This window comes from Streptomyces guryensis (assembly GCF_021261325.1).
Classification (GTDB): Bacteria; Actinomycetota; Actinomycetes; order Streptomycetales; family Streptomycetaceae; genus Streptomyces; species Streptomyces guryensis.
This window is the reverse complement of record NZ_JAJSBI010000037.1, coordinates 42,094-66,423: the sequence shown is the minus strand read 5'-3', so window position 1 is coordinate 66,423 and position 24,330 is coordinate 42,094. Positions and strand designations below refer to the sequence as shown.

The window sequence follows — 24,330 nt, the reverse complement described above, 5'->3', positions numbered from 1 at the left end:
CCGTCACCTCACCAGATCAGTGAAAGGAGACGGTGCGCATGCCGCCGCCTGACATGCCATCGGGTGCCCAGGGTCCCGGCTGCGCTTGCCCGAGCATGACCCTGGCCAGCCACCCGGGCGCCCTGTGCGAGATCCCCGCTCGAGTCCCAGGTGCTGCTCTTCGATTGGTACGGCACCCTCGCGGGCAGCACCGGGCGAACTTCGGAGCATTCAGACACGCGTTGCGCGCACAGGGCAGTGATTTGTCGCGGGAGTGGTTTCTGGCGCGGACCGGGATGTCGGCAGTGGAGATGGTGGCGCACGTGGCTGAGGAGACCCGTCGGCTCATCGATGTGATGGCCGTGGTCAGCGAACGGGATGCGTACCACCTGACGCATGTCGCCCGGGTCCGCCCGGTGCCCGACGTTCTCGCTCTGGCGAGGGCCCAGCAGGGGGTCAGGCGCCTGGCCCTGGTCACCGGAGGAGGGCGGGCCACCGTGCTGCCCACAATCGGGCACCTCGGCATGCAAGAGCTCTTCACCACCCTTGTCACCCGCGAGGACGCCCCCGGGGCAAGCCCTTCCCCGATCTCTACGGCGTCGCGCTCCAGCGCCTGGGCGTTCCGGCAAGGACCCTATGGCCGACTTCGACAGCCCGGTGCGCTCGGCCATCGAAGTCCGCGACCAGTGCGTGTCCTTGCCCGGCGTGGATTCCAGCGTCGCCGTGAGCACGTCCTCGACCTGGTCGAGCAGGATGGACGGCGGCCGCCCCGGCCGGGGCTCGTCGACCAGCCCGTCCAGACGCCCCTTGACGAACCGGGCCCGCCAGCGGTTCACCGACTACTCACGCACCCCGAGTTCGGCCGCCACCTGCTTGTTCGTCCCGCCCTCCGCGCACCGCAGCACGATCTTCGCCCGCAGGACCAGGAACTGGGCGGTCTTCGCCCGACGCGCCCAACGCATCAACTGATGCCGCTCGTCTTCGCTGAGCACCAGTTCCGCCTTGCGCCGGCCTGGCCGCGGCATGTCCGTCAGCCCCTCGAGCCGATGGTCGGCAAACCGCGACCGCCATTTCCTGACCGTGTCCGCGTTCACCTTGAGATCCGCCGCCACACGCGTATTCGGCGCCCCGGCCGCACACGCCAGAACGATGCGGGCCCGCTCGGCAAGACGGGGTTCTACCGCCCCGTCCGCCCAGTGCGACAACTCGGCGAACTCCGCATCGGACAGCCTGACTTCAACAGCACGAGGACCCCGAGACGCCATAAAAAACAGGCTACAGACTTAAGCACACGATTTCTGGCGCATCACACTAGTGTCACCCTTGGTTTTCTTGCCGCGACACTATCGAGAAGAAACCGCAGCATATATGATCCGTATTTTTACACAAGCACAAACGGGTCTCGATAGATTATCGATTTTGGGCTAGACGTAACGCGATTCACGTGTCCCGGGTTTCTCACTGCCCATTTGCATCGGAACGCCTCGACTCCCGACTTCCCGGTTTCGCCTCACCGCCCCGACATCCACCAAACGCGCAACGGTTGGGCGGAGCCCTTGCGTTGCACGTCCCCCAGGTGCCTGAGCTGGCCGGATTTGGCGTGCAACATTGACAGACCGGCGCTGCCGCCGTCTTGTGCCTACGTGTCACGTGCTTGTAGCTGCGCGCCTCGACGCGGCAGGGAACAGGAGTCACGGACCACCGTCGTCGAGATGAGACGCTCATTGGGCACCATTGAAGGCCATCGGGAACCGAGCCGTCCTTCAGCAAGCCGACCGACCCTCATCAAGATCGAGACCCAAAGACGCTCACGCCGCAATCAACCCTTGCCGCGGAACGAGCCTCGGAATACCCTTTCCCTCTGATAGCAGCGCTGGAGCCGGGATATTGGCGACTGCGCTCGCCGACGACTCATACCGCTTGCTACACTCAAACCGCAGAAGAGGTCAAGATCAATGGTAAGGAATGACAACGACCAAACTACAGGAAGCGGCGTATAACGCACAGTTGGCGGCGGGCTTGCCAATCAGCGAGCTAGCCCGTGCGGTACTCATAGAAGATGGCGGAAGAATACATTATCGGCATTGTGCAACCTACATCCATAATATCCAGGAGATGGAGTGGTTCAAGGCTGCGTTCGCGGCACACGTCGACCCGGTAACTGTTGTAGGCGGCACGGGAGGCAGTCACGCCGACGCTGCCCAGCGGCGGGTGAAGATCGGCACGAACGATCGATTAAGCGTCAGTAAATGCGAGCACGCGTGTCTTCATGAGGTGGCGCATATCGTAACCTCTGATTATGAGCCTGGAGGGGAACGGCGGGAGCCTGTTCACGGCAGAGCGAGCAGTAGAGGCCACCACCATGCTTGGCGAGCCAACTTCATCCTCATTGTAAGAATGACGCTGGGGAAGCAGGCCGCACTACGATTGAGACTTGAATTCAATGAATGGGGGCTGTCAACGCACAAGTAACCTTCGCAGTCACGTAGCCAGCGCCGACGTCCGGCGATCAGGTATTAGCCTTTTGAGCCACACCCGGACCTCTGGCCTCCTGATCCTACGAATGACCGGGACCGATCACCGCCACCAAGGTAGGGAGCCTTTCCCAGCAACGGTCATCGCTAACTTTGATCGCGACGCTGGTGCTCATGAGCCCCGCCGGCCCCCGGTGCACTTCTCCGTTGGCACTCGCGCTTCGCAGGGGCTTCGGGAGCGGAGGTGCCGTAACGCCTGTCAAAAGTTCTGACAGCTACACCGGTACCCTGTTCCGTTCCTCCGCGACCGGGTGGGTCGAGCAGCCGACCGATGTGGTCAGCGCCGGCACCGCTGACGGGGAACGAGGTGCTCGCGGCGCTGAACCGCGTGCCGTCGGGCCGGTCGACGAACACGGTGACAGTGTCGTCGCTGCTTCCAGTGCCCTGGTGTAGGTGTGTGTGGCCCGGCCATTGGTCGACGTGGCGGTGCTGCCGTAGCCGAAGTCGAAGTCGTACGTAATGTCCAGGGGGGTATGCCCCGGGGTTGTCCACCTGGGTGGTGAAGGTGACCGGCACGCTCGCGCAGACGTGGCCGGGTGCGGCGGTCACTGCGGTCACCGCGAGCGGGTCCTGGAACTCCACCGCACCGCGTAGGAACTCGTCGCGCCCGTACCGGAGGTGGTGACCAGTGGGTCGTGGACCCAGGGCTGCTCTCCTCGAAGTACACGATCGTCGTCGACGTCCCCGGCCGAGCACTGGCGTTGATGTTGAACTGCTGGGAGCGGGCGCCCGGTTGGACGGACGCCCACTGCCCTCGGCTGAACTGCAAATCCGCCGCGGAGCCCTACGTGGCTGATCCCGAGGTGTGCCTACTCATTCGCTGGGCAACCGGAACTCCCGCAGGAGAACGTGTAACTGTTGGTCGGTATGCCCCAGAAGGAGACGTCTTCCTGCCAGACCATGTCGTCGTCGCCATGACCCCCGAGCCACGTGAAGCGGTGAACATAGGTGCCGTCGTTGACGGTGAAGCTGGTGGTGCCAAACAGCCGGGCGTCGCATATCCCGTCCGGCGAACAGGGCCTCACGCTCGATGCGGTCAGCGCCGTGGCCGGCGCGCTGCCGGCGGCCACAGAGGTGAGCGCGATAAGGCAGAGCGCACCCGCGGCCATAGTCCGTCTGATGAATGTCATGTTCTCGAGTTCCTTTCGATCAAGGGTGTACCGAGAGTTGCCGAGGACGGCGCCAGCGTGCTACAAGTCGGACACCACTGCGCACAGCGCCGCACACCTTCGGCACGCCGGACAACGTCGACGCAGGTCAGGCGAGTGCAGGTCGAACGTTCCGCGAACACCGAGGCAATGTCCGCACGGATTCGGCCGTGGGGGACGCTTGCTTCAGCCTCCGGAGTGAACCTGTGATCCGGCCGGTGCGTAAAACATCAGGAGGCAGGCCGAGATGGTGGCGCCCGTTATACGGCACCATCCGCTCCTGGCGGGTCTTGGTGGTCTCCACCCGAACCCGCAGCGTACGGTGAGCCGGATCGATATCGTCCGCACGCACCGGCACCAGCCGTTGTTCAGCGTGGCATTGGCCAGGCCGGCCCCCGAGTCCATAGCCAGCGCCTTCGCCCCGCCGCGACTCGGCCGGGTCCTCAACTCCCGTACGACGGGGGCGACATGGCTGCGGTTCGCGGTCTCCGGATCGATCCCGTCCCGCTCACACGCCAACAGGAACTCTCCGAGCCCGCGGGCGTGCGCATCGATCGTTCGGGGCGCCCGGCCCAGATCCGAGCGGATCTGCAGCCACTCGGCCGACTGCGCATGCCGATCCAGGACCGGCCACTTCTCCGGCAACACCGTCACGAACACACTCAACGGGACACCGGGGCCCGGTACCGCCCCCACCGACAGGTCCATCCATGAGCGTGCCCACGTAACTTATGTATTCCCCCCAGGCCGTCCAGGTGTGATTCTCAGGTCCCCGGCCTCTACTTGGCAGTGATGCACTCGGCGGTCACGCTCGCCGCGGCCATGGGCCGCCTGGTCGCACGGGAGTTGGTCGACGGAACCCTTGAGTCGGCTCTGTCAGGTTGCCGCCCGGATCGCTTCTAACGATCCCGATGTGGCGGGCGGTCCCTGCCTCAATCGCCGCGAGCAGTCGCTGTTCTGGCCTGACAGCCATCACCGCGAGGCCGCACACGGCTTGCACCCAAGCGGGGCCAATCGACTCGTTCGCAACCGGCCTCAGAGATCGCCACCCGGGGCCAAAGGACTCGTTCCCCCGGGGCCAGAAGACTCATTCGGAGCCACTCGCAAGACGGCAGCGGGCCTTCCCCTACCGGGGGCACAGTCTGACAGGCAATGAAGTCGTCACAAAGCGCGGTGAGAGACGCCGACCCTGATCGGAGGCTCCTGAGGGGCAGGCACGGCCGTGGACGATTTTATTGATCGTCTGTCACGTCACCGGCGACATGCCCGCTGTTGCCGCTGCTCAACAGCCTTTTCTTCCTCCGGCAACACGGGAGCTCACGGAGACGACGTCGCCGCCCCGGTCAGGCAAGGGGTGCTCGCCGTGGCGGGAGTTGCCAGCGAGTGTGCCGTCACGGTGACCGATACCGCGACGCACCCAGTGGAGGTAAGCAGCATGTTCCCCCACATGAAGGTGTTGACGTAGGCGGCGTCGAAACGAAGGTGGCGCCCGTCGGCAGGCCGGGTCGCACTCAGTGTGATGTGAGCCTGCTTGCCGACCTGGTTGAGGGCCGGAGTCGGGTCGAAGCGCGCCCACACCGCTCGACACGCAGGCGAGTAGCGGGCTACGGCTTGCCCGACGACGAGGTGATAGGGGCGGTTGGGAACATCGACGTCGATGGCGCTGAGGGTGACGGCGTCGGCGTCGCATCCGCTGTCCCGCGGGTCCCGGTCGTCTTCGGGCACGGCATGCGCCGGTGTGCTGGACGGCCTTGCCCTCAAGGATGCGGCGCCATGCAGGGGACTGCCGCGGTGGAGCAGCGGGGAGAGTTCTTGGGCAGCCAGTGCAAGCGCCGCCCCGGCGGCTGCGGCGATCAGGGTGTGCGTCCACCAGGCCCGTCGGCGTCGTGAGGCGAAGACCGGGGGTGGACCGGACGCGGGGATGCCGACGGCGTCCGGCGATGGCTGCCCGGGCCGGGACGTGTCATCGGCCGCCGGTGCGCTGTCTACAGATGAAGGTTCGTCGTCCGCAGCCACGGTTGCGGACGGCGCCACTCTGTGGCGCATCTGTATCAGCTCCCCGGCAGGAACTCCCAGGATTCTTTCGCAGGCAGTGAGCACATTCACCGGAGGCAGCCGCCGACCCCGTTCGTAGTCCGACAAGGTGCTTGCTCCGAGGTGGAGTTCCTGGGCCAGGCGCCGCAGCGACATCCCGCACGCCAGCCGGTGGGCGCGCAGATCCGTCCCCACCCGCACCGAATGCGCGGCAGCTTCGTGGTCGGTCACGCAGTTCTCCTCGGTTGGTGTTACCGCAATCAACCGGTAATACGCGCTGAAGCCGGTCCGCGTTGCCTCGGCATGGCTGCCGTGCGCCCGCGGCAGGGTGCGAGCGGGCAGACGGCTTCCCGCCACCGGTGTGCGGAAAGAGGCCCGAGCGTCCCGAGGAACATTCGCGGACACGCGTCCGACCTGCGCGGACAGTGTTCCATGTGCCGACGGTGTGCCGCGTTGTTCGAAGCACTGTGCGGTCTGTGGCGCCTTGACGTCCTCGTCGGCGAATCTTCCTCAGGCACCGGCCCCTCCGCCCCAGGGCGAAGGGGCCGACCCCGTGTCGACCGCTCTTCGCAGGTCGCCACCCACTCGGCATCCCGCTGGGAACCACTACAAGCACAGGGAGATTCACATGCGTGCGACAAGAATGAACAACGTTCGATGGCTGGCAGCCGCTGCTGCCGCGGCGCTGCTGACCGTCGCGGTCGCTCAGACCGCCTCGGCCTCCGACTGGAACGCTCAGGATCGCCACCCGTCGCTTCCCGGCGCCAGCGACTGGTACCTGGCAGCCTTCAACAGCACCTTCTCGCAACCCAACCTTCACACTGCCCAGTGGAACGACATCAGCAGCTGGGCCATGGCCGGCCCCAACCTGGGTACGGGCACCGTGCCGCGGTCCATCAGCCTCACGGATGTCTTCGAGGTCGACGGTGTGGGCGCCAACTGCGGCGGCGGATACCCCATCGGTTTCACCTGCAGTGCCAGTTTTGCGAGCGCGACGGCTCAGAAGACCACCACCACCTCTGGCGGCTGGTCGAACGACCATGGCTACGGCCAGGTCAACCTGAGCGCCGGCGGGCTCCTCACGTATGCCGGGGAGTGGGCCAAGGGCACGTTCACCGTCGGCTCCGGCTCCTACGAGGCCGACGCGGTCTACAGCGAAGGACTGTGACCAGCCAACTGGCGGCGCGAGGGCGCCGAGCAGCCACCCTGCTCGGCGCCCTGAGCGTCCTCCTCACCGTACTGAGCGGGTGCAGCACATCGTCGCCCGTGCCCCAGGAGCCCGAACTGTCCACTGCGGCTGAGCGCGCCGTGGACGCCGCGTGGGTCCAGACAGGCCCACAGTCCGGCGGATACGGCCGCGGTCCGGTTTCTTCTGCGCCCGCCTCGCTCTACGCCACTGCCTGGACGCTCAGGCTCGCCCTGGACAACGGCGAACTTCCACGAGGACTCGACCGCAAGCGCTGCGTGGGGTGGCTCACACAGATCGCCACGTCCCCAGGGACAGGCGACCCAGCCCTGACTCAACTCGACAACCTCGCCCTCGCCGTCCAGGGGCTGCGCAGTCTCGGAGCGACTGTCCCCACCAGCCGCATCGCAGCGAACACGGAGAAACTGCGCAGTGGGTCGCTCTACCGGGGGTCCCCGACGACGACGCCCAACTGGTCCGACACCTACACCGCAGTCCACATAATTTCCCAGATTTCCGCGAGAATTCCCGACGAGGTGCGCGACGGCATATCCAATCGCTATGCTCGTTCCACTGACAACGGGTGGAACGAGGACATCAACTCATCCATCCCTGTATGGCAGTCCGCCACGCTGATCCTGCCACGAGCGGATCGACAAAAGCACGCCAAAGCGCTTCATGATCTCGTCGATGCCGTATGGAAACACGGTACGTCAGGCCCGGCGGACGGATTCAAGATCGGAACGCTCGCGGATGTCCGCAGCCTTGCACTGCAAAACGGGACGACCGTCCCGAATATTCCGGCGAGCTGGTTCTCCTCTCTGCAGGACTCAACGGGAATGCTGGCACTGAGAGCCCGGTACGGTCCCGATCCTCACACCACCGCGAAAGCCATGGAACTGGGATACCGGGCGGCATCATCCTTGCAACGCTTCATCACCGCATACGTGCTCCCCACCGGATGGCCCAGCGTTCCACGTCCCATGCCTGACCCGCAGGACTCCTACTACGGCCTCGCTCTGACCAGAAGCTGGGGAGACAGTGCGAGAGAAGCGGCGCTTGCGGCGCTTACGCAGCAATGGGTGACCCACCTCAAGGGCACCGCATCCGCGACGCTGGTGAAGAACTCTTCAAACGCCTTTTACGTTGCAGCACTGGCCCGACTCCTGGGAGTGCCTTTCCCGAAGTCTCTCGCCTACCGCATACACGCCGCCTTGGAAGAGCAAGCTCTTAAAGCCACCCCAACGAATCCCCTTCCCATTTACTGGGCCGCCCGATTCGCCCTACTCAATCAACACCCCCTCAAGCGGGCACTGAGATCGAGGATCGCACAGCTTGCACCCCGGGCTCCCGTTGATGTCGCCTCCGTGATGGCCTTCTCAGAAGTGGCGAAGGCCGACAGCGACCCGGCCATGGGACACACCGCCGAGACCCTCGCAGGCCAGTTGAAGCTAGGGGCGGCGTACCGCTCCCAAAAATCGGTGAACCAAACCGATCTCCTCAGCACGGCAATCGGCCTTGCAGCCGCACACGCCACGTCCACGGAGCGCCTGAAGTCGATTCAGTCCTTCGTCTCCGGAGACAGGGCTTGCATCCTTCCCCTCACAACGCCACGCAACAGTTGCGACCTCAACACCAGATACCTGTCTCTGGCAGCCGAACGCGACATCGACTATCCGATCAATCCTCACGACTGAGAAGGAGGAACATTCAGAGGTTCTCGCGGTTGCGGGCCTTCACTCGTTGCCGTCGGCGGGCGGGCAGGAGGTCGCCCAGGGTGGCGTGGCCGATCGTGCCGACCAGGTCGATGAGGGTGCTGGGGAGGATTCCGTGGCCGACGGTGACGGTGTCGGTTGCGGCGGCCAGTAGGACGGTGAAACTGATCCGTTCCATGGGTACTTCCGGCCGTCCGGTCAGGGCGTCGTCGCCGGCGCGGATCAGAGCCTGGTAGGCGGTGAGCAGGGCGTAGACCTCCTGGTCGAGGCCATCCGACGGCTACCAGTACTACTCATACAGCCGGCACACCATCGCCACCGCCGGGCTGTCGTTCATCCACTTCCGCTGATCCACCCGCCTGCGGCGTCCTTCTGGTATGCCGCAGGCACCGGCCGCATCGACGGCAACGCGACACGACGCGCTGCCCGACCACCGCCTCACGTGGCCGCTTACCCGCCTGGCTGCTCTGTCCGCGATCACGCTGTAGCGGTGGTAACGCTGCCTACCCTTCGCCGCGGGACGTCGCGGGCTCGCCGCCTTGGTGCCCTCCCGCAGAAGGAACGTTCTGCCTGTCGGCCCTGCCGTTCGAAGACTCTCGTCGAACTCGATCGGGGGTGTCAGGCTCTCGCCTTCTGGCGCGTCGGCCCACGCTCCCAGCACCTGACCCATGCATGGCGGTCCGGGTCATGCAACCTCCCGGAAGCGAACGGAGTATTCCAAGGCGGAGAGGCGCCACTCCCTCATCTACCCGTCTGCAGAAGGAGAACTGTGTCCGTGACAAGGGTCAAGAAGCTCGCGACCGCGGTCGCTGCGGGTGTCGCGGCGGTAGGCATCACCGCTGCCGCTGCAGCCGCCTCCGACACCTCTCATCGCTCCAGCACCCCCGCTGTCAGCCACCGCGCCGCCTCGGCTGCGCGGCAGTCCGTTGGCCACCCCACACCGCCTGGAGCTCCAGCGCTGCCGAGTGTTGTGGTGGGGCGGGGTGTGCTGGGAGGCAAGCCGTGGTCGGTGACGCTGACGTACTACGCCACGTTCCCCAAGGGCTTCACCCCGCCCTCTCCGCCCGGCTTGCTGCACAGCCCGGCACTCAAGGGGCACAGCCTGCTGTGCACGAACGTCGTCATCGACGGCGCGCCGGAGGGACATACAACCGACCCCTGGGCAGGCTGCACCATGGTCGACGGCGCCCGCGACACCGACCACCCCACCGGCGCCTCACTGGAGGGCAACACCGACAAGGGCACCACCGGCAGTCGGCTGTTCCTGGTCCATCCCGACGCCGCCGTCGCCCATGCCACGATGACCTTCCGCGACGGCCGGCACGCGACCGCGAAGGTGACCGCCGTCCCCGGCACCGCCTACCGTGCCTACGCAATCCCCATCGCCTCCGGACAGACCATCGCCGCGGTGGATGAATACGACGCCCACAACCGCCTCCTGAACCACAACACCCAGTGGCGCTGACCCCGTGTCCGGTCGGGGGCCGGGGCCGACCACCGGCCCCCGACCACGGGATGCAGGACATTTCGACGATCTCAGACGGCAGGGACAGGCACTTCGTGTACCTCGGCAGGAACGGCGACGACGACACCGAATTCGTCCAGTTCGCCACCACGCGCTGGTCGCAACTGGTGCGCACCGCCTACATGCTCACCGGCGACTTCCACGAAGCCGAGGACCTTGTGCAGACGACGCTGATCAAGGTGTATACGCAGTGGCGGCGGCTGCGCAGGGACGAGACGGACGCGTACGTGCGACGCGCCCTGATCAACAACAATCGCAGCCGCCATCGCAAGCACCGCGTCGTGCACCTGCTGATGCCCTTCCTGCCGGACGCCACGGAACCCGATGAGGCCTCGGGCAGCGAAAAGCGGGATGTGCTGCTCAGGGCTCTGGCCGAGTTGCCCCCGCGGCAGCGCACCGTCGTCGTACTGCGCTACTGGGAAGATCTGAGCATCGAAGAAGTCGCTTATGCACTGGGCTGCTCCGAGGGGACGGTCAAGAGTCAGGCCTCGCGTGCGCTGGCCAAGCTCAGAACCCACCCAGCACTGGCCATCCAGTCCCTCACCAGCCTCGGAGATGCCCCGTGACCCGGCCGTCCCCCGCAGCAGACAGCGACAGCACCCCCCAGCATGAGCAGGCCCTGCGCCGCGCTCTGACACGCATGGCCTACCATCGGCAGCCGTCCGCCGTCCCCGTGCAGCAGATCCTCAAGGCCGGCCGGTCTCGCCGCGCCCGCCGCCGCGCCGCCGTGGCGTCCGCAGGTGCAGTCCTCGCCGTCTGCCTGACCGTGACTCTTTTCCTACGCGGCACTGAGGCGGAGAGTATTCGCCCGCAGCAGCAGACAACCACCGCTTCCTCCCCCCGGCCCTCTCCATCGACGGTGCCGCGGAGTGTTGTGGTGGGGCGGGGTGTGCTGGGAGGCAAGCCGTGGTCGGTGACGCTGACGTACTACGCCACGTTCCCCAAGGGCTTCACCCCGCCCTCTCCGCCCGGCTTGCTGCACAGCCCGGCACTCAAGGGGCACAGCCTGCTGTGCACGAACGTCGTCATCGACGGCGCGCCGGAGGGACATACAACCGACCCCTGGGCAGGCTGCACCATGGTCGACGGCGCCCGCGACACCGACCACCCCACCGGCGCCTCACTGGAGGGCAACACCGACAAGGGCACCACCGGCAGTCGGCTGTTCCTGGTCCATCCCGACGCCGCCGTCGCCCATGCCACGATGACCTTCCGCGACGGCCGGCACGCGACCGCGAAGGTGACCGCCGTCCCCGGCACCGCCTACCGTGCCTACGCAATCCCCATCGCCTCCGGACAGACCATCGCCGCGGTGGATGAATACGACGCCCACAACCGCCTCCTGAACCACAACACCCAGTGGGACTGAACTCCTTGTTCCCACTCTCCTCGGAGGCATTTTCAGCCAGCGTGCGGGACGACGGCCGGGGGTCTGCCCGCCCGCCCCGTATATCCATACCCGCTGCCCCACGCGGCGGGCGTCGACTCCGCTTCCGACAGCGTCGACCACGCCGGCGGCGTCACTGTGCGGAATGACGTGACGCGAGGGTAGGGGCATCGATGAGCCGAGCCAGCCACGCCGTTTCTTGGTGTCGCCGCGGTTGACACCGGAGACGGTCACGCGGAAGCGGACCTCACCCGTCGCCGGGCTGGGGGTCGGGCAACTCGCCGACGTTCAGGACGCTGGTGGGGGTGTACTTCGTCCTCGCTCTCGCGCTGTTCGAACACCGCTCGTACCGCACGGTGTAGTCCAAGCTGACCGCCGCCCTGACCCCGCTGGCCCTGGTGCGTCCTGCGGTCTCTTCGGTGACGCGGCTATGCGCAGGGTGGGGGCTGCACCTCTGCGGCGTCCGTTCGAGGCGCTTGCCGGGCCCGTCGCCCGCCCCGGGCAGGCCGGGGTACTGCTGTCGGTGCGCGTGATCGAGGCGACCCTCACCGCCACCTCGGCCGATGGCACCGTCCGCACCGAGCAGTGGCGGCTGATCACAAACCTGCTGGACCCCGTCCGCTTTCCGGCCGCCGAGCTCGTTGATCTCTATCACCGCAGGTGGCAGGCGGAAACTACCCATTTTTCGATCAAGGCCACGAATCGATGCTGCGGGAGCGCAGGACGCGGCCGTCGAGCATAGCTGTCGGCGTAGTTGTAGTCCTCTACGTCGACCGTGCCGTTGCCCACGCCCAGCACGAAGCCAACATGGCCCATGGAGCCTGCACCATCGACTCCCGTCGGCAGGACGGCGACGCTGTTCACCGCGGGCGTGCTGTTGACGACCAGGCCGAGGTTGCGCGCGTTTGCCACCCAGGTTCCGGCGTGGCCGAACCAGCCGCCGCGCCAGCCATTGCTGAAGTCTGCGATCTTGAGGTTGTGGCGTATCCGCCAGGCGACGAACGAAGTGCACTCTCTGGTCAGGAAGCCCGCTCCGTCGCTGACATCGATGCTGCTGTTGGCGTACGGGTAGTCGTTGCTGCCGCCGACAACGATGTTGGTGCCCGCGGCCCACAAGGGTTTGTTGGTGTTGCTGTAGACGACGGTGTTCCCGTCACTCTGAAGGGTCAGATAAGCGCCGGCGTGAGCGTTGGTGTTTGACGCCCAGAGGGCTTTATTGGCGCTGCTGTAGACCACCAGATTCCCGTCGCCCTGCATGGCCCCTCCCCCAACGCCCCCGCAAGCCAGGCCCGCCAGGACGGTCGCATCCTCGACGCCACCCCCGAGGGCCCCTTGGACCGCAACGCGTCCACCCCGCCCTCCCGCCAGCTGGCGCGCCAAGCATAGGCCGACTTCCGCGACACCCGTAACGCCCTCGCGACCTACGGCGGCTTGAGCCCCGCCGCGAACATCTCGGCGGCCTGGAACCGCACGCGCTCCCACTGGGCCCGCCGCACCCGGTCAGGCCGCCCCCATCGAGATACCGCATGAGACCGGCATACACCACCCACGACGACCACGTCACCCCGAAACGAAAACCTCGGAAGCCGTCCGCTGCCTGCCCCTACCCCTCCGCGATCATTCCCCGCACACGAAGAAGCCCCTGCTCATCGAACAGGGGCTCCCTTTGTCACAACGCACTCACTCAGCAGATGTAGGACCGCACTTTTACGCCGATGGTTCCGATGCTTGGGCCATCGACGGCGAACCTCAAGTCACTGTAAGTTACTGGTTCTTGTCCAAACAGTGTGGCTGTAAACGTAGTTGACTCGTTGATTCCCAACACACCGTTGTAAAGGTTGGTTCCGACTTCACCAGAAACCTGCTGCGCGGAGATGTTCACCGGCGCCAAGCTGGAGTTGATGACGTCGATCCAAATCTTCTGGCCGCCCCTCGAGGTAAAATTCCACACGCCACGACCGGTGATCTTGAAAAAGCCGCACGTCTTGTTGGGGGGCGGTGTCTTCGGTTGGACACTGTTCGCCATCGTACTGACTGTGTTGATTTCGCCCGGGCCTTTCACCTTGGCGGCTGCAACCGAATTCCCCGTCGCGGTTGAATGCTCCGCCGCTGAAGCGACCCCCGTAGTCGACAGTAGCGCCGCCGTTCCCAGTGCGGTCAGCCAAACGTTCCATGAGCGCATTTCGTTCTCCTGTCAGTAGGGGATGGTGCGAGGCGTGGCGCCTGACACTCTCCGCATACACGTCTAACCCGGTGGCCAGCCGATTCCAACCGTAATGTGGTGGTGGGTTAATCTCTTGTACGTCAGTGCCAAGTGCTTGAAGGTGCGCGACGTGACTGAGCCCGGATTCACCGGCTTGCCGCCTGTGGATACTTCTCCGGGAAACGAGGAAGTGCCTTGTGACCTGCGATGATGGGAGTTCTCTAGGCTTCCAGCACGCACGATCAGGACTTTGTTGGCGGATCCGGTTGCTCAGGCGATCAGTTCGAGGCCGAGGTGGGCGAATCGGCTGATGTGGGTGGTGCGGATGGGGGTGCCGGTCCACCAGGCGTCGAGGCGGTAGAGGTTGAGTCCGGCGGCGATCAGGGCGTGACCGAGGTGGGTCTTGCGCAGCCCGCGGTAGGGGGTGGTGCGTGTCCGTGTCACCCGGACGGCCTGGGAGATGGTGCCCTCGACTCCGGCGCGGGTGCCGTAGGCGGCCTGCCACTCGTCGGTCTTCTGCTCGCGTCTGCGTTGGTCGAGAGCTTGCTGCTGGGGCTGGGTGAGCAAGGGCAGGCTGCGGCCCCACTTGCTCTTGGCACTGGTGCACGCCGCGCGCACCGGGCAGGCGTCGCAGTCGGTCTTGGCGAAGTGGACCCGGATGATCTCGGTGCCGGTGGGCTTGCGCTGAGCGGACCAGCTGATACTGCGCTGCCCGCGGGGACAGGTGGCGGTGAGGGCCGGCCAGTCGACGGTGCAGGCGTCCTGCCCCAGGCCGCCCCCGGCCCGGCCCTGGGCCGCGGTATCGCCGCGGACCGGCCCCATCAGCTCGATGTTCTGCCCGGCGGCGGCCACCAGCAGCGCGGCGGAGGTATAGCCGGAGTCGACCAGATGTACAGCGGGCAGCAGGCGGCGTGCGGCCAGCGCGTCGTGGACGGGCGCCGTGATCTCCACGTCGGGAACGGTGGCGTCGGTGGTGACCACGTTCGTGATCAGATGCAGGGCGTTTGGCTCGCACGTCTCGGTGAAGTGAACCTTGTAGCCGTCCCAGCCCGCGCCGCGCTTGACGCTGTAGCGGGTATCGATGTCGTAGGGGCTGGACAGCCTCAGCCTGCCCGGCGGGAGGTCCTTGCCTCCCGCCAGCGCACCCCCCTTCTCGTCGCGGTGGTACTGCTGCACCCACGCGGTCCGCAGGACCTGCACCTCCTCGACGTGACACAGCCAGGCTGGTGTGTCAGGCGCGTAGAGGGCCTGAAGCAGCGTAAATCCGTCCCGTCCCACGGTCAGTGCCCACCGCTGGCGGGCGTCGGCTCCCTTGGGGAAGCGGAAGGAGTGAAGATTCCCCGTGATCTTGGACACTCGTTGGTTATCCCGCGAGGGCGTGTTGATGCCGCTGCCTGGTCTCGGCCGGGGTGAGGTAGCCGAAGGTCTTGTGCTTGCGCAGGCGGCGGCGGTTGCAGAAGGTCTCGATGAAGGTGAAGACCTCGGCGCGGGCTCTGGCCCGGTCGGGTCAGATGCGGTTGCCGATCTCTTCCTTGAGCAGGGCCCAGAAACTCTCCGCGGCGGCGTTGTCGAAGCAGGATCCGGTGCGTCCGCAGCTGCTCCGCAGTCCCAACTGCCTTATTCGGTCGCGGAATTGGGTCGAAGTGTATTCGCTGCCGCGGTCACTGTGGATCACACAGCCGGGCTCCAGGTTCCCTCGGCCGTCGGCCATGTCGAGGGCGTCCACGACCAGTTCGGCGCGGTGATGATCGGCCATGGCATAACCGACGACCTCGCGGGTGGCCAGGTCCAGCCAGCAGGCGAGGTAGAGCCAGCCCTCGGCGGTGGGCAGGCAGGTGATGTCGCCGACCAGCTTGATCCCGGGCCGCTCGGCGTGGAAGTCGCGGCCGATCAGATCAGGAGCCGGCTTCGCCTTCTTGTCGGGCCGGGTCAACGAGTGGCGCTTGCGCCGGGTGACGCCTCGGATGTCGCGCTCGCGCATCACTCGGGCGATGCGCTTGCGGTTCACCCGCCGCCCCAGACGCCGCAGTTCGGCGTGGATGCGCGGGACACCGTAGGTGCGGAAGATGGTCGAGGCGGCGGATCAGGTGGTCGCGCTCGACGGGGGATTTCCGTCAGCATCAGGAGCTCGGCGAGTACAGAGAGCATCCCGAACATCGCCGTCCCCTCCATGGTGGACGTGTCGATGCCCTGCTCGATGACGTGCAGTCCGATCCCGCGCTCGCGCAGGTCCGCGCCCAGGGTCAACGGGTGCAGCACGGAGCGCGAAGAAGCGACGGCGGGGAGGTCGGGCGTCCGGTGCCCCAGCCCGATGCTCGACGGAACGTCTGTCGCTGTGCCTGTTCGTCTCTTTGGGAGCGCTCTCAGCAATAATGAGGTGACGCCTCCACCGAAGAGATCGGGGTGACTGAGGCGGCGTCCGTGGATCGCCGCTGCTTCTCCCGGTTTCCTCTTGTGGATGCGACTACCTGAAGTGCCGTGAGCCCGTGACGCTGTCAACGGTGCGGCGAAGGCCACGGTGTTCGCCCGGCGTTGTCTCTCCAGGAGTACTGCACGTGTTGCTGACCACCGAGCATCTTCCGCCCGAGGAACGTTTCGCCTACTTTCAGGAGGCCACCCGTCACGTGCCCGAGCCCATCGACGTGCGCAGCGACATCGCCGACTTCGCCGCGAGAGTGCGGATGACCTCCTTCGGCGCCATCGCCGTCACGGATTTCACCGCTCTGGGCCCGATCTCCATGGAGGTGCGACGAGGTCCCCGTCTGATTCGGCAGTCCGATCCGGAGGGCTATCGTCTGCTCCTCGGCCTGCGCGGACACACCGGAGTGTGCCAGGGCGGACGCGAAGCCACCCTGGGTTCTGGGGACATGGCCTTGTATGACACCTCTCGGCCGCTGGGAGGCTGGCGCGGCGTCGAGGCCGGTCCCGCTCGGTTGCTGATGGTGGACTTGCCGCGAAGCCTCGTTCCCGTCCCACCGGACAGGGCCGCACGTGTGACCGCGGTACGGATCTCCGGAGAAGTCGGCATCCCCTCGCTGCTCAGGGCGACGGTCACCCGGATGGCAGATGACACGGAGCACTATTCCCCTGCGGAGGCGGTACAACTGTCCGGGGTCCTCACGGACCTGGTCGGTCTGCTCGTGGCCCACGTCTCGGACGCTCCGGGGGAGCCGACCCGCGACGCCGAGCGGCGCCTGCTGATGGTCCGGATCCAGTCATTCGTCGACCAGCGGCTCGGCGATGCCGACCTGTCCCCGGCCACGATCGCCGCCGCCCACCACATCGGTGCCCGGACCCTGCACCGGCTGTTCGAGCAGCACGGGCTCACCGTGGCGGGCTGGATGCGGCAACGCCGCCTGGAGCGCTGCCGCCGCGATCTGACCACGCCCAGCCTGGCCGGTCAGCCCATCGGCGCGATCGCCCGACGGTGGTGCTTCGCCGATGGCGCCCACCTGTCCAGGGCGTTCAAGGCGGCTTACGGCATCACACCTGGTGCCTGGCGTGCACTGCACCACGTCGCCGGCCAGCCCGATGGTGTCAACCCGGCCTGGGGAGGGGCGGCTGCCGGCCACACCTGCCAGTGCGCCGACCACGCGTGATCACCGCATCTTGAGCGGCCAGGCGCACACGTTCAAACATCTGTCAGTAAGCGACAAAGGCAGCCGATCCCTGCCGTGACAGAGTCGGAGCGGTGTCAGCGAGAGTCGCTGCACCGTTCGTCGGCCTCCGCCCTGCCGACCCTGGTGGGGATCGATTGAGCACGCTGAAAACCGAATCTCCTAAGAGTCAGCCGGCCACTGGGACGAGCCCGGATTGCTCCCTCGTCAGGGGAAGCCCGGCAGCCGCTCCGTGGGCCCTGCTCCAGGCGGACGCGGACGGAGCCCGGCCTGACTGAGGCCGCCGAACACTGGGGCCGGTTCGTCAGCTCTTCGGACATTCTCGGGCTTCCGCGGGAGGACCGCTTGGACATCACACTCGTCATTGAGCCGGATCCGCGGCGTACGCTGCGGATCTCGCGCTACCTGGTGCGGCCCTTGTTCTTGAAACTCACCTGTGTGTCGGTTGTCGGAGACGTGCTCATCGTCTCCGTGACGGGTGGGCTGCACGGCGTCGTCTCGATCGCCTTGATGATCTCGACACCCGTGATCCTCGGGCTGACTCTCGAATGGAGAGCAAGGCTGGGAGTGCGGTACATCCGGCGAAGCCGCATGACCGCCGAACTGACGGAGGACAGCCTCCGGTTGTCACTTCCCGACCGGAGCAGCAACTGGCGGTGGGCAGCTGTCCAACGTGTTGTCGACCATCGCGACGCCTGGTTGCTGAAGCTGTCCACACATCAGGCCCTCATCCTGCCCAAGGAGGCGTTCACCGATCAGCAGAGGGCTGAGTTCCTGGCGTTCGCCGAGAGGAAGGGATTTCTGGTGGCGGCCGTCGCATCGACTCGCTCACGCCTGTAAGGATCCGCCCCTCGCCGACATAGAGAGGGTGTGGGGGCCCAGGGAAGGAGAGCTTGTGGCTACACCGGATCCGGATCAGTTCCGGGTGATGTATGCCGAGCATTATGACCGGGTGCTGCGCTACGCCTGGCGGCGAACAGGCGCCGACGCGGCAGCCGATGTCACGGCCGAGGTGTTCATGGTGGCCTGGCGGCGGATGGGAGAGGTGCCGGCGCAGCAGCCGCTTCCGTGGCTGTACGGGGTGGCCCGGAAGGTCGTGGCGAACCATCTGCGCGAGCAGAACAGGAGCGAGGAGCTGCCCGGCCCAATGGCGGATGCGGTTCTTGTGTCCCGGGATGTCGCCGAGCAGGTGACTGCCCGTCACCGGGTGCACCGGGCCTGGCAGGGACTGAGCGAGGCGGACCGGGAACTTCTCGCGTTGATCGGATGGGAGGGGCTGTCCGTGCGCGACGCCGCGAAGGTGCTCGGCTGTACGGCCGCGGCGTGCGCGGTGCGTTTGCACCGCGCACGCAGGCGACTTCACCAGGCCCTGTCTCAGCAGGACGCGGAACACACGTCTGATCTGGCCAACGCCGTAGTGAAGGGAGATGCCCGATGCGCATGACTGAGCAGGTGCGGACCCTGATGCAGGACGCCGACCCCGCCCGCAGCGTCATTTCCGATGCGGGAAGGAAGCAAACCGGCCTGGAGCACATCCTCGACAGTGCCCAGCACGCGCTCGACCGGCCGGGGGGCAAACGCAGGCGGCCGACCTGGCGGGTCGCCATCCTGGCCTCGACTCTCGCAGTCGTCGGCGGCACGGCCGCGCTTGCCGTCGTCGCCCGTAAACCCGCTCCCCCCGCGCCGGTCACCTCGATCCTGTGCGCCACCGACTTCTCGTTCTTCCATTCACCCGGGTTCGTCACCGACCTCGGCGACGCGGCCACGCCGGAAGAAGCCTGCCGTGCCCAATGGCCCAAGTCCGTCGGGCAGCAATCCACGGGCGGCATGTCGCCCCGGAGCGCCCCTGCGCATCTGGTGGCCTGCGTCGCAGAGGCCAGCAGCGGCTTGATCACCGTCTACCCGCGCCCCGCCGACCTGACCGACGCACAGGCCTGCGGGGTCCTGGGCCTGGTACGACCTCCGGACGGCCCGATCTACGCGGGGGCAACCCTCCTCCAGGTCAGCCAGTTGCAGCACCGAATCGACGCCCGCCTAGGCGCGGCGTCCCGCGGCAAACCGTATGCCCCCTGCGCGTCCTACGCCTCCGTGCACGCCGCGGCGCAGAGCAGCCTGCGGGAGACCGGCCTGGACCGCTGGCGAGTCGACGATCAGCGCAGCAGCCGCAGCGACACCGGCGTCTGGTACTACCTCGATGCCCGGGCCGGCACTGTGGTGCTGTTCAACCCCGGTTACTGTTCCATCCACACTTCTTACCGGTAGTTCGTTACATCTGGCAGTGGTGTGGGTTGACGGCAGGTTGGGTTGGTCGTGGGCCGGTGGCAGGAGTCAATTGCCCTGCTGGGGGCTGGAGATGACTGCTCGCCGTCCGTATCCGCCCGCGCCGGGGCTGTTGGAGGAGTACGCGGCCCGGTTCGACGACCTGTCCTTCAGCCTGGCACAGCGACGTGAGTATCTGACCTGCCGGCGCCGCGGGAGCGGAACGAGACGATCATCTGCCCGGCCGGGCGCAGCCGGTGACCGGCGCGGGATGCCAGGAGTGCAGCGGCTGCAGTTCTTCCTGTCCGAGCGGTGCCCGACGTTCGTTTTGACGATGACGGCGACACTGCCGATGCGGCTGGGCACCAACTTGCGGGCCCCACTGGACCTTGTCCAGTGGGGCCTGGTGTGCATGGTGTCGCGAGGATGGGCACTCTGTCGTGACTACGGTGACCGCCGCGCTGGCTGGGGTTTCGTCCACATGGCCTTGTCGTCGACGAATGCGGCGAGCAGGTCGTGGGCGGCGAGGTTGCTGACCGCGCAGGGCAGGCCGCGGCTGCTGATCGGTGGCGACGCCGGTTGCGTGGATGACGTCGTCGCGGTCGCCGAAGGAGCGACCGGCCAGGGCGGTGCGGAAGATGCGCCACCAGCCTTCTTGGAGGTTGAGCCAGCAGGCGCCGACCGGGATGAAGACGTGCTTGATGCTTGGGTGGTCCTCGAGCCAGGTGCGCGTGGACAGGCTGTTGTGCGAGGACAGGTTGTCCATGACCACGTAGATGTCCCCGGCGGTTGGCTTCCACGACCAATTGGAGGAACTGCCGGTAGAAGGCGCTGTTGCGGGAGGTGGCGGTCATCGTGACCGCTTGACCGTCGCGGACGCGTAAGGCGCCGTAGCCCCACGTCTTCTCCGGGGTGGATGGCGTCCCGCGTGGTGCATTCGACAGGACGCCATCACCCACCGACAGGCGAACAAACCCAGTTTGTGATTTTTAGACTGCGAGCGTCAACATCGACATCAACTGGTTGCGGTCCCGCGTTGGTTGTGACATGAAAACGCAACGTGGACCTTCCAATTCGGCGCATTCCACCTACGCCGAACGTGGTCTCCTTGTCTACCTTCCCGCACACTGCACCAAATTCGGAACCCCCGGTCCCTTTTTGTGCGGCTGCATGCGCTTGGGCCTCGATGGTCAAATAGGTTCTCATCAGGTCCACCGTTGAAACTGATGGGTTCGCTGATGTAAGGAGATGCGGCAGTTTCGAGTAATAAAACTGTAGTCGCGCGCGAGCTGCTTGTGCTGTACGCACATCGGCTGAAGTGGGAGGTTGTGTGTCTCGCGATTGAGGTGCAAGCGGCCTGCCGAGGACCAAAGTCGCCGATACTGCGACAATCGCTGTCGTAGTTACTAGAACCGCCCTCCGCCTGCGTCGTCGTACAGCCTGCTGCCGCACCTCATGTCCAAGCATGCTTGGAGTTACTCGAACTTCGGCGAGTTGATCCGCCTGCTCATTGATCCAATTGCTGATGCCTTCCTCGCTAGACACGATCATCCTCCTTCCCCGGAAGGGTCGATAGACACTTGGCGAGCGAATTGCGTCCGCGGACCAGCCAAGCTCTGATGCTACCGGCAGGCCAACCGGTTTCAGCGCTTATCTGGTCAACACTGAGGTCGCACAGGTGGTGAAGAACAACCACTCTACGGTGCTTGGCGGGGAGGGTTCTGAGTGCTTCGACAAGTAGAATATGATCAGGTGAAGGTCCCTCCTGGTTTCGCAACTCGCTGCTACGCTGCGCCAAATATAGTCCGCGACGTATACGACGAAAGCGTGAAACCGCTAGGCGCCAAGCCGTTGTACGGATCCACGCTTCCAAACATGAATCGAGCGGCAATATTTCGCGCCGACTCCAGGCCCTGATAAATGCTTCCTGGACGACGTCCTGCGCCTCCGGTAAATCGCCAGTCATCGCGTATACCTGTCGAACGATCCGCGGGAAAGCTGCGATATAGAACGCATCGAACTCCTTTTCTTTGCCGTCCAAGATTGCTCCTTTGCTATTTGCTGACACCTATGCAGCAAGTCGCGACCTCCGTGAGGAGACGTATGGCGGGGCTGCCAGGGGCACAGCCGACAGGTGTGATCCATGTCACCGTAGTCAGGTGTCGCGGAAGACCGCCCGGGGCGCGTCTATCGGCTGTTCATGCTCGACCGACACAGTATGAGGAGTTCTCCATGCGTCACGCAGCGCGTCGTAAGCCCAGCAAGGCAGAGAAAATCGTGAGGAACTTTACCGTCGGCACTCTCGCTACAGGCGGCCTGCTGTTTGTGGCTCAGTCTCAGTCGCAAGCGGCGACGCCTTCATCGCATTCCGTGGGTCAGACAGAGCAGCAGCAGCGAGAGGCACAGGCGGCGGCCGCAGCCGCAGCCTCCCGGGACCAGCACACGCACGGCGCTTCGGATCACCGGCAGAAGCAGCGGGAAGCACAGGCGGCGGCCGCAGCCGCAGCCTCCCGGGACCAGCACTCCTGATCAATAGGTACCGTCAGATCAGTGAAGCGTTGGTCACGTCCACGGACGTGGTGTACGGCTGAGCATGTGAGGGCCGCCGGAGGCGATCCCTCGCATGGCTCAGTGGCCGACGGCGGTGGGCTGTTCCCCGGCTCGGCTGACTTGCTGGAGAGGCACTCGGCGAGGATGCCGGGGCCGATGTAGCGCCTTGATGTGACGTTTCCGTAGGTCGGCGCGGTCACCACGGGACGAGTGGGCTTGTCCCCGGCGACCGCGTCGGGCCGGGTGCGGGGCAGCACGACGTCGAAGGCCGACGGGAACGCGCACTCGCACCTTCTTCAGGACGGGGATGACCTGCGGACTGTCCGCCGCCTGTCCCGCAGTCAGCAGCAACGCCAGCGGACGGGACTTCCGGTCGGCGGCGAGGTGGACCTTGCTGGTCTGTCCGCCCCTCGACCGGCTGAGCAGGGCAGCCTTCAGCCGGACCTTGCACCGGCGCCGGACACCGTCAGACTGAACCGACGAGACAGGCACCGAAGTGGCTCCACTCAGACGACAAGATCCGCTCAGTCGCCTTCGACTTCCAGTGTCGGACCTGCCTGTTTCACGCCAGGCCGGGAGCTGGCCAGGTACGGACCCCGGCATGGCGCAGACATCGAGGTCGGCGCCTCAAGGCCGGCCCACCACGAACCGTCGTAAAGCGCAGCTCGACTGGTCAGGGGGTCCCGGCAGCCTCTCGGGGGTTGGCTGGATCCAATCCGTTACCAATTCAACCCTTGACGCAGGCGGGACCTCTGCGGCAACGTCCTGGACAGCTTGAGAGCGCTCTCAATGGTTGCGCTCGCACCACATGTCTCTCATCCCGTCCCGAAGCCATGGGAGGCTTCCATGCCCATCTCCCGAGCCGCCAGACGCGCCACCCTCAGACTCGGGGCGGTCGCACTTGCCGGTGCCCTGCTCGCTGCCTGCGGATCCGGGTCGTCCGGATCGTCCGCGGACAACAACGGCAAGGTCACGCTCACCATCGACCTGTTCGGCACCTTCGGCTTCAAGGAAGCCGGCCTGTACCAGGAGTACAAGAAGCTCCACCCGAATGTCACGATCAAGGAGACCAGCACCGAGCAGGAGAACGACTACTGGAAGGCCCTGAACACCCACCTCGCCGGCGGCGGCGGTCTCGCCGACATTCAGGGCATCGAGGTGGGCCGCACCGCCTCGGTCACCCAGCAGATGTCCGACAAGTTCGTGGACCTGAACACGCTGGGCGCCAAGGACCTCCAGGGTGACTACTCCAAGGCCAAGTGGGCGGCCGCCACCACGGCCGGCGGCCAGACGCTGGGCCTGGGCACCGATGTCGGGCCGGAGGCGATCTGCTACCGCAGCGACCTGTTCAAGAAGGCCGGGCTGCCCACCAACCGGACCGAGCTGGCCAAGAAGTGGGCCACCTGGGACGGCTACCTGAAGCTGGGCGAGCAGTACAAGGCCAAGGCCGGTGCCAAGAGCCACTGGATGGACAGCATCAGCAGCCTGTACACGCTGATGATCGGCCAGCAGAAGGAGCGCTACTACGACGCCTCCGGCAAGCTCGTCTACGACAAGAACGCGGCCGTGAAGAGCGCCTGGGACACCTCGGTCAAGGCCGCCAAGGACGGGCTGAGCGCCAAGCTCACCCAGTGGTCCCCCTCCTGGAACCAGGCCTTCAGCAGCGGTTCCTTCGCCACCATCGGCTGCCCCGCCTGGATGCTGGGCTACATCAAGGGCCAGGCCGGCACCGCCGGCAAGGGCACGTGGGACGTCGCCCCGCTGCCGGGCGGAGTCTCCGGCAACTGGGGCGGCTCCTACCTGTCCATCCCCAAGACCTCGCCGCACGCGAAGCAGGCGTACGCCTTCATCAAGTGGCTGACGGCGGCACCGCAGCAGGAGAAGCTCTTCAAGAAGCAGGGCAGCTTCCCCTCGAACCTGGGAGCCATCGCCGGAGTCCAGGGCGTCAAGGACCCCTACTTCAGCAACGCGCCGATCGGTGAGCTGTTCGGCACGGCGGCGCAGACCTCTCCCGTGCAGGTGCTCGGCGTGCACGACAGGGACGTGGACCAGCAGATCACCAATGCCCTCGGTGAGGTCGAGCAGAAGGGCACCAGTTCCGCCACCGCCTGGAGCCACGCGCAGAAGGGCATCGACAACGCGGTCGGCTGACGCCTCCTCGGGTGTGCAGGGCACGCCCCCGACCCGCCGCCC

The 24,330-nt window shown here is 66.0% G+C and carries 21 protein-coding genes and 5 pseudogenes; 11 read left to right on the top strand and 15 right to left on the bottom strand.

Going from position 1 to position 24,330, the window contains the following annotated elements; all coding sequences use genetic code 11:
* Window positions 1-8: 8 nt before the first annotated feature.
* From LJ657_RS48815 to LJ657_RS43115, 4 genes are all read right to left on the bottom strand, one after another.
* Window positions 9-815, bottom strand: a complete 807-nt coding sequence (locus LJ657_RS48815) for a helix-turn-helix domain-containing protein (protein WP_308117139.1) — start codon at window positions 813-815, stop codon at window positions 9-11.
* 3 nt (window positions 816-818) lie between these two features.
* Entirely contained in the window at window positions 819-1,244 is a 426-nt protein-coding gene (locus LJ657_RS43125) for a helix-turn-helix domain-containing protein (RefSeq protein WP_308117138.1), read from the bottom strand.
* Between the two features lie 2,078 nt (window positions 1,245-3,322).
* The gene (locus LJ657_RS43120) at window positions 3,323-3,643 is read right to left on the bottom strand and encodes a hypothetical protein (RefSeq protein WP_232655171.1); all 321 of its coding nucleotides are present in this window, start codon (window positions 3,641-3,643) and stop codon (window positions 3,323-3,325) included.
* A 1,335-nt stretch (window positions 3,644-4,978) separates the two neighbouring features.
* Entirely contained in the window at window positions 4,979-5,926 is a 948-nt protein-coding gene (locus LJ657_RS43115) for a helix-turn-helix domain-containing protein (RefSeq protein ID WP_232655170.1), read from the bottom strand.
* A 397-nt stretch (window positions 5,927-6,323) separates the two neighbouring features.
* On the opposite strand from LJ657_RS43115, the gene LJ657_RS43110 reads away from it, so the two are divergent.
* A complete protein-coding gene (locus LJ657_RS43110) occupies window positions 6,324-6,863 on the top strand; it encodes a hypothetical protein (protein WP_232655169.1) in 540 nt (179 codons plus the stop codon).
* A complete protein-coding gene (locus LJ657_RS43105) occupies window positions 6,860-8,578 on the top strand; it encodes a hypothetical protein (RefSeq protein WP_232655168.1) in 1,719 nt (572 codons plus the stop codon). The genes LJ657_RS43110 and LJ657_RS43105 overlap by 4 nt, the downstream gene beginning before the upstream one ends.
* Before the next feature lie 13 nt (window positions 8,579-8,591).
* On the opposite strand, the gene LJ657_RS43100 is transcribed toward LJ657_RS43105, so the two are convergent.
* Window positions 8,592-8,774: a hypothetical protein gene (locus tag LJ657_RS43100; RefSeq protein ID WP_232655167.1), complete on the bottom strand. Its 183-nt coding sequence runs from the start codon at window positions 8,772-8,774 to the stop codon at window positions 8,592-8,594.
* Between the two features lie 597 nt (window positions 8,775-9,371).
* Between LJ657_RS43100 and LJ657_RS43095 the strand changes: the two genes are divergently transcribed.
* The 3 genes from LJ657_RS43095 to LJ657_RS43085 all read left to right on the top strand — a co-directional run bounded on the left by LJ657_RS43095 (window position 9,372) and on the right by LJ657_RS43085 (window position 11,490).
* Window positions 9,372-10,061 (top strand): hypothetical protein, encoded by a 690-nt coding sequence (locus LJ657_RS43095; RefSeq protein WP_232655166.1) that lies wholly within the window; start codon window positions 9,372-9,374, stop codon window positions 10,059-10,061.
* Window positions 10,062-10,156: 95 nt separating this feature from the next.
* The gene (locus tag LJ657_RS43090; RefSeq protein WP_232655165.1) at window positions 10,157-10,687 is read left to right on the top strand and encodes a SigE family RNA polymerase sigma factor; all 531 of its coding nucleotides are present in this window, start codon (window positions 10,157-10,159) and stop codon (window positions 10,685-10,687) included.
* A 323-nt stretch (window positions 10,688-11,010) separates the two neighbouring features.
* On the top strand, window positions 11,011-11,490 hold the full coding sequence (locus LJ657_RS43085; protein ID WP_232655188.1) for a hypothetical protein: 480 nt from the start codon (window positions 11,011-11,013) through the stop codon (window positions 11,488-11,490).
* Window positions 11,491-11,555: 65 nt separating this feature from the next.
* Here LJ657_RS43085 and LJ657_RS43080 read toward each other — a convergent pair.
* The 7 genes and pseudogenes from LJ657_RS43080 to LJ657_RS43050 all read right to left on the bottom strand — a co-directional run.
* A pseudogene (locus tag LJ657_RS43080) lies at window positions 11,556-11,863 on the bottom strand (alcohol dehydrogenase catalytic domain-containing protein); the annotation flags it as partial.
* Window positions 11,864-12,159: 296 nt separating this feature from the next.
* Window positions 12,160-12,765 (bottom strand): CHAP domain-containing protein, encoded by a 606-nt coding sequence (locus tag LJ657_RS43075; RefSeq protein WP_232655164.1) that lies wholly within the window; start codon window positions 12,763-12,765, stop codon window positions 12,160-12,162.
* Window positions 12,759-13,036 (bottom strand): annotated as a pseudogene (locus LJ657_RS49450) (helix-turn-helix domain-containing protein); the annotation flags it as partial. The gene LJ657_RS43075 and the pseudogene LJ657_RS49450, both read right to left, overlap by 7 nt.
* Window positions 13,037-13,192: 156 nt before the next feature.
* Window positions 13,193-13,690, bottom strand: a complete 498-nt coding sequence (locus LJ657_RS43065; RefSeq protein ID WP_232655163.1) for a hypothetical protein — start codon at window positions 13,688-13,690, stop codon at window positions 13,193-13,195.
* A gap of 291 nt (window positions 13,691-13,981) precedes the next feature.
* Window positions 13,982-15,067: a transposase gene (locus tag LJ657_RS43060; RefSeq protein WP_232655162.1), complete on the bottom strand. Its 1,086-nt coding sequence runs from the start codon at window positions 15,065-15,067 to the stop codon at window positions 13,982-13,984.
* 151 nt (window positions 15,068-15,218) lie between these two features.
* Window positions 15,219-15,779 (bottom strand): IS3 family transposase, encoded by a 561-nt coding sequence (locus tag LJ657_RS43055; RefSeq protein ID WP_308117140.1) that lies wholly within the window; start codon window positions 15,777-15,779, stop codon window positions 15,219-15,221.
* Window positions 15,716-15,970, bottom strand: a complete 255-nt coding sequence (locus LJ657_RS43050) for a recombinase family protein (RefSeq protein WP_232655160.1) — start codon at window positions 15,968-15,970, stop codon at window positions 15,716-15,718. The genes LJ657_RS43055 and LJ657_RS43050 overlap by 64 nt, the downstream gene beginning before the upstream one ends.
* 296 nt (window positions 15,971-16,266) lie before the next feature.
* Here LJ657_RS43050 and LJ657_RS43045 point away from each other — a divergent pair, with 296 nt between their 5' ends.
* From LJ657_RS43045 to LJ657_RS49445, 5 genes and pseudogenes are all read left to right on the top strand, one after another.
* Window positions 16,267-17,310: a helix-turn-helix domain-containing protein gene (locus LJ657_RS43045; protein WP_232655159.1), complete on the top strand. Its 1,044-nt coding sequence runs from the start codon at window positions 16,267-16,269 to the stop codon at window positions 17,308-17,310.
* A 363-nt stretch (window positions 17,311-17,673) separates the two neighbouring features.
* Window positions 17,674-18,168 carry a YcxB family protein gene (locus LJ657_RS43040; protein ID WP_232655158.1) on the top strand — a complete coding sequence of 165 codons (495 nt, stop codon included), beginning with the start codon at window positions 17,674-17,676 and terminating at the stop codon, window positions 18,166-18,168.
* 88 nt (window positions 18,169-18,256) lie between these two features.
* On the top strand, window positions 18,257-18,772 hold the full coding sequence (locus LJ657_RS43035; protein WP_232655186.1) for an RNA polymerase sigma factor: 516 nt from the start codon (window positions 18,257-18,259) through the stop codon (window positions 18,770-18,772).
* Complete coding sequence (locus LJ657_RS43030; RefSeq protein ID WP_232655157.1) at window positions 18,763-19,590, top strand: hypothetical protein; 828 nt, start codon at window positions 18,763-18,765, stop codon at window positions 19,588-19,590. Before LJ657_RS43035 ends, LJ657_RS43030 begins: the two co-directional genes overlap by 10 nt.
* Before the next feature lie 91 nt (window positions 19,591-19,681).
* Window positions 19,682-19,897, top strand: a pseudogene (locus LJ657_RS49445) (IS701 family transposase); the annotation flags it as partial.
* Between the two features lie 339 nt (window positions 19,898-20,236).
* Here the strand turns inward: LJ657_RS49445 and LJ657_RS49440 are convergent.
* The 3 genes and pseudogenes from LJ657_RS49440 to LJ657_RS49235 form a co-directional block, all read right to left on the bottom strand.
* Window positions 20,237-20,353: pseudogene (locus LJ657_RS49440) on the bottom strand (transposase); the annotation flags it as partial.
* A gap of 771 nt (window positions 20,354-21,124) precedes the next feature.
* Window positions 21,125-21,655, bottom strand: a complete 531-nt coding sequence (locus LJ657_RS43020; protein WP_308117136.1) for a SigE family RNA polymerase sigma factor — start codon at window positions 21,653-21,655, stop codon at window positions 21,125-21,127.
* 641 nt (window positions 21,656-22,296) lie between these two features.
* A pseudogene (locus tag LJ657_RS49235) lies at window positions 22,297-22,599 on the bottom strand (IS5/IS1182 family transposase); the annotation flags it as partial.
* Window positions 22,600-22,983: 384 nt separating this feature from the next.
* Between LJ657_RS49235 and LJ657_RS43010 the strand changes: the two are divergent.
* The gene (locus LJ657_RS43010) at window positions 22,984-24,288 is read left to right on the top strand and encodes an ABC transporter substrate-binding protein (RefSeq protein ID WP_232655154.1); all 1,305 of its coding nucleotides are present in this window, start codon (window positions 22,984-22,986) and stop codon (window positions 24,286-24,288) included.
* Window positions 24,289-24,330: the final 42 nt, after the last annotated feature.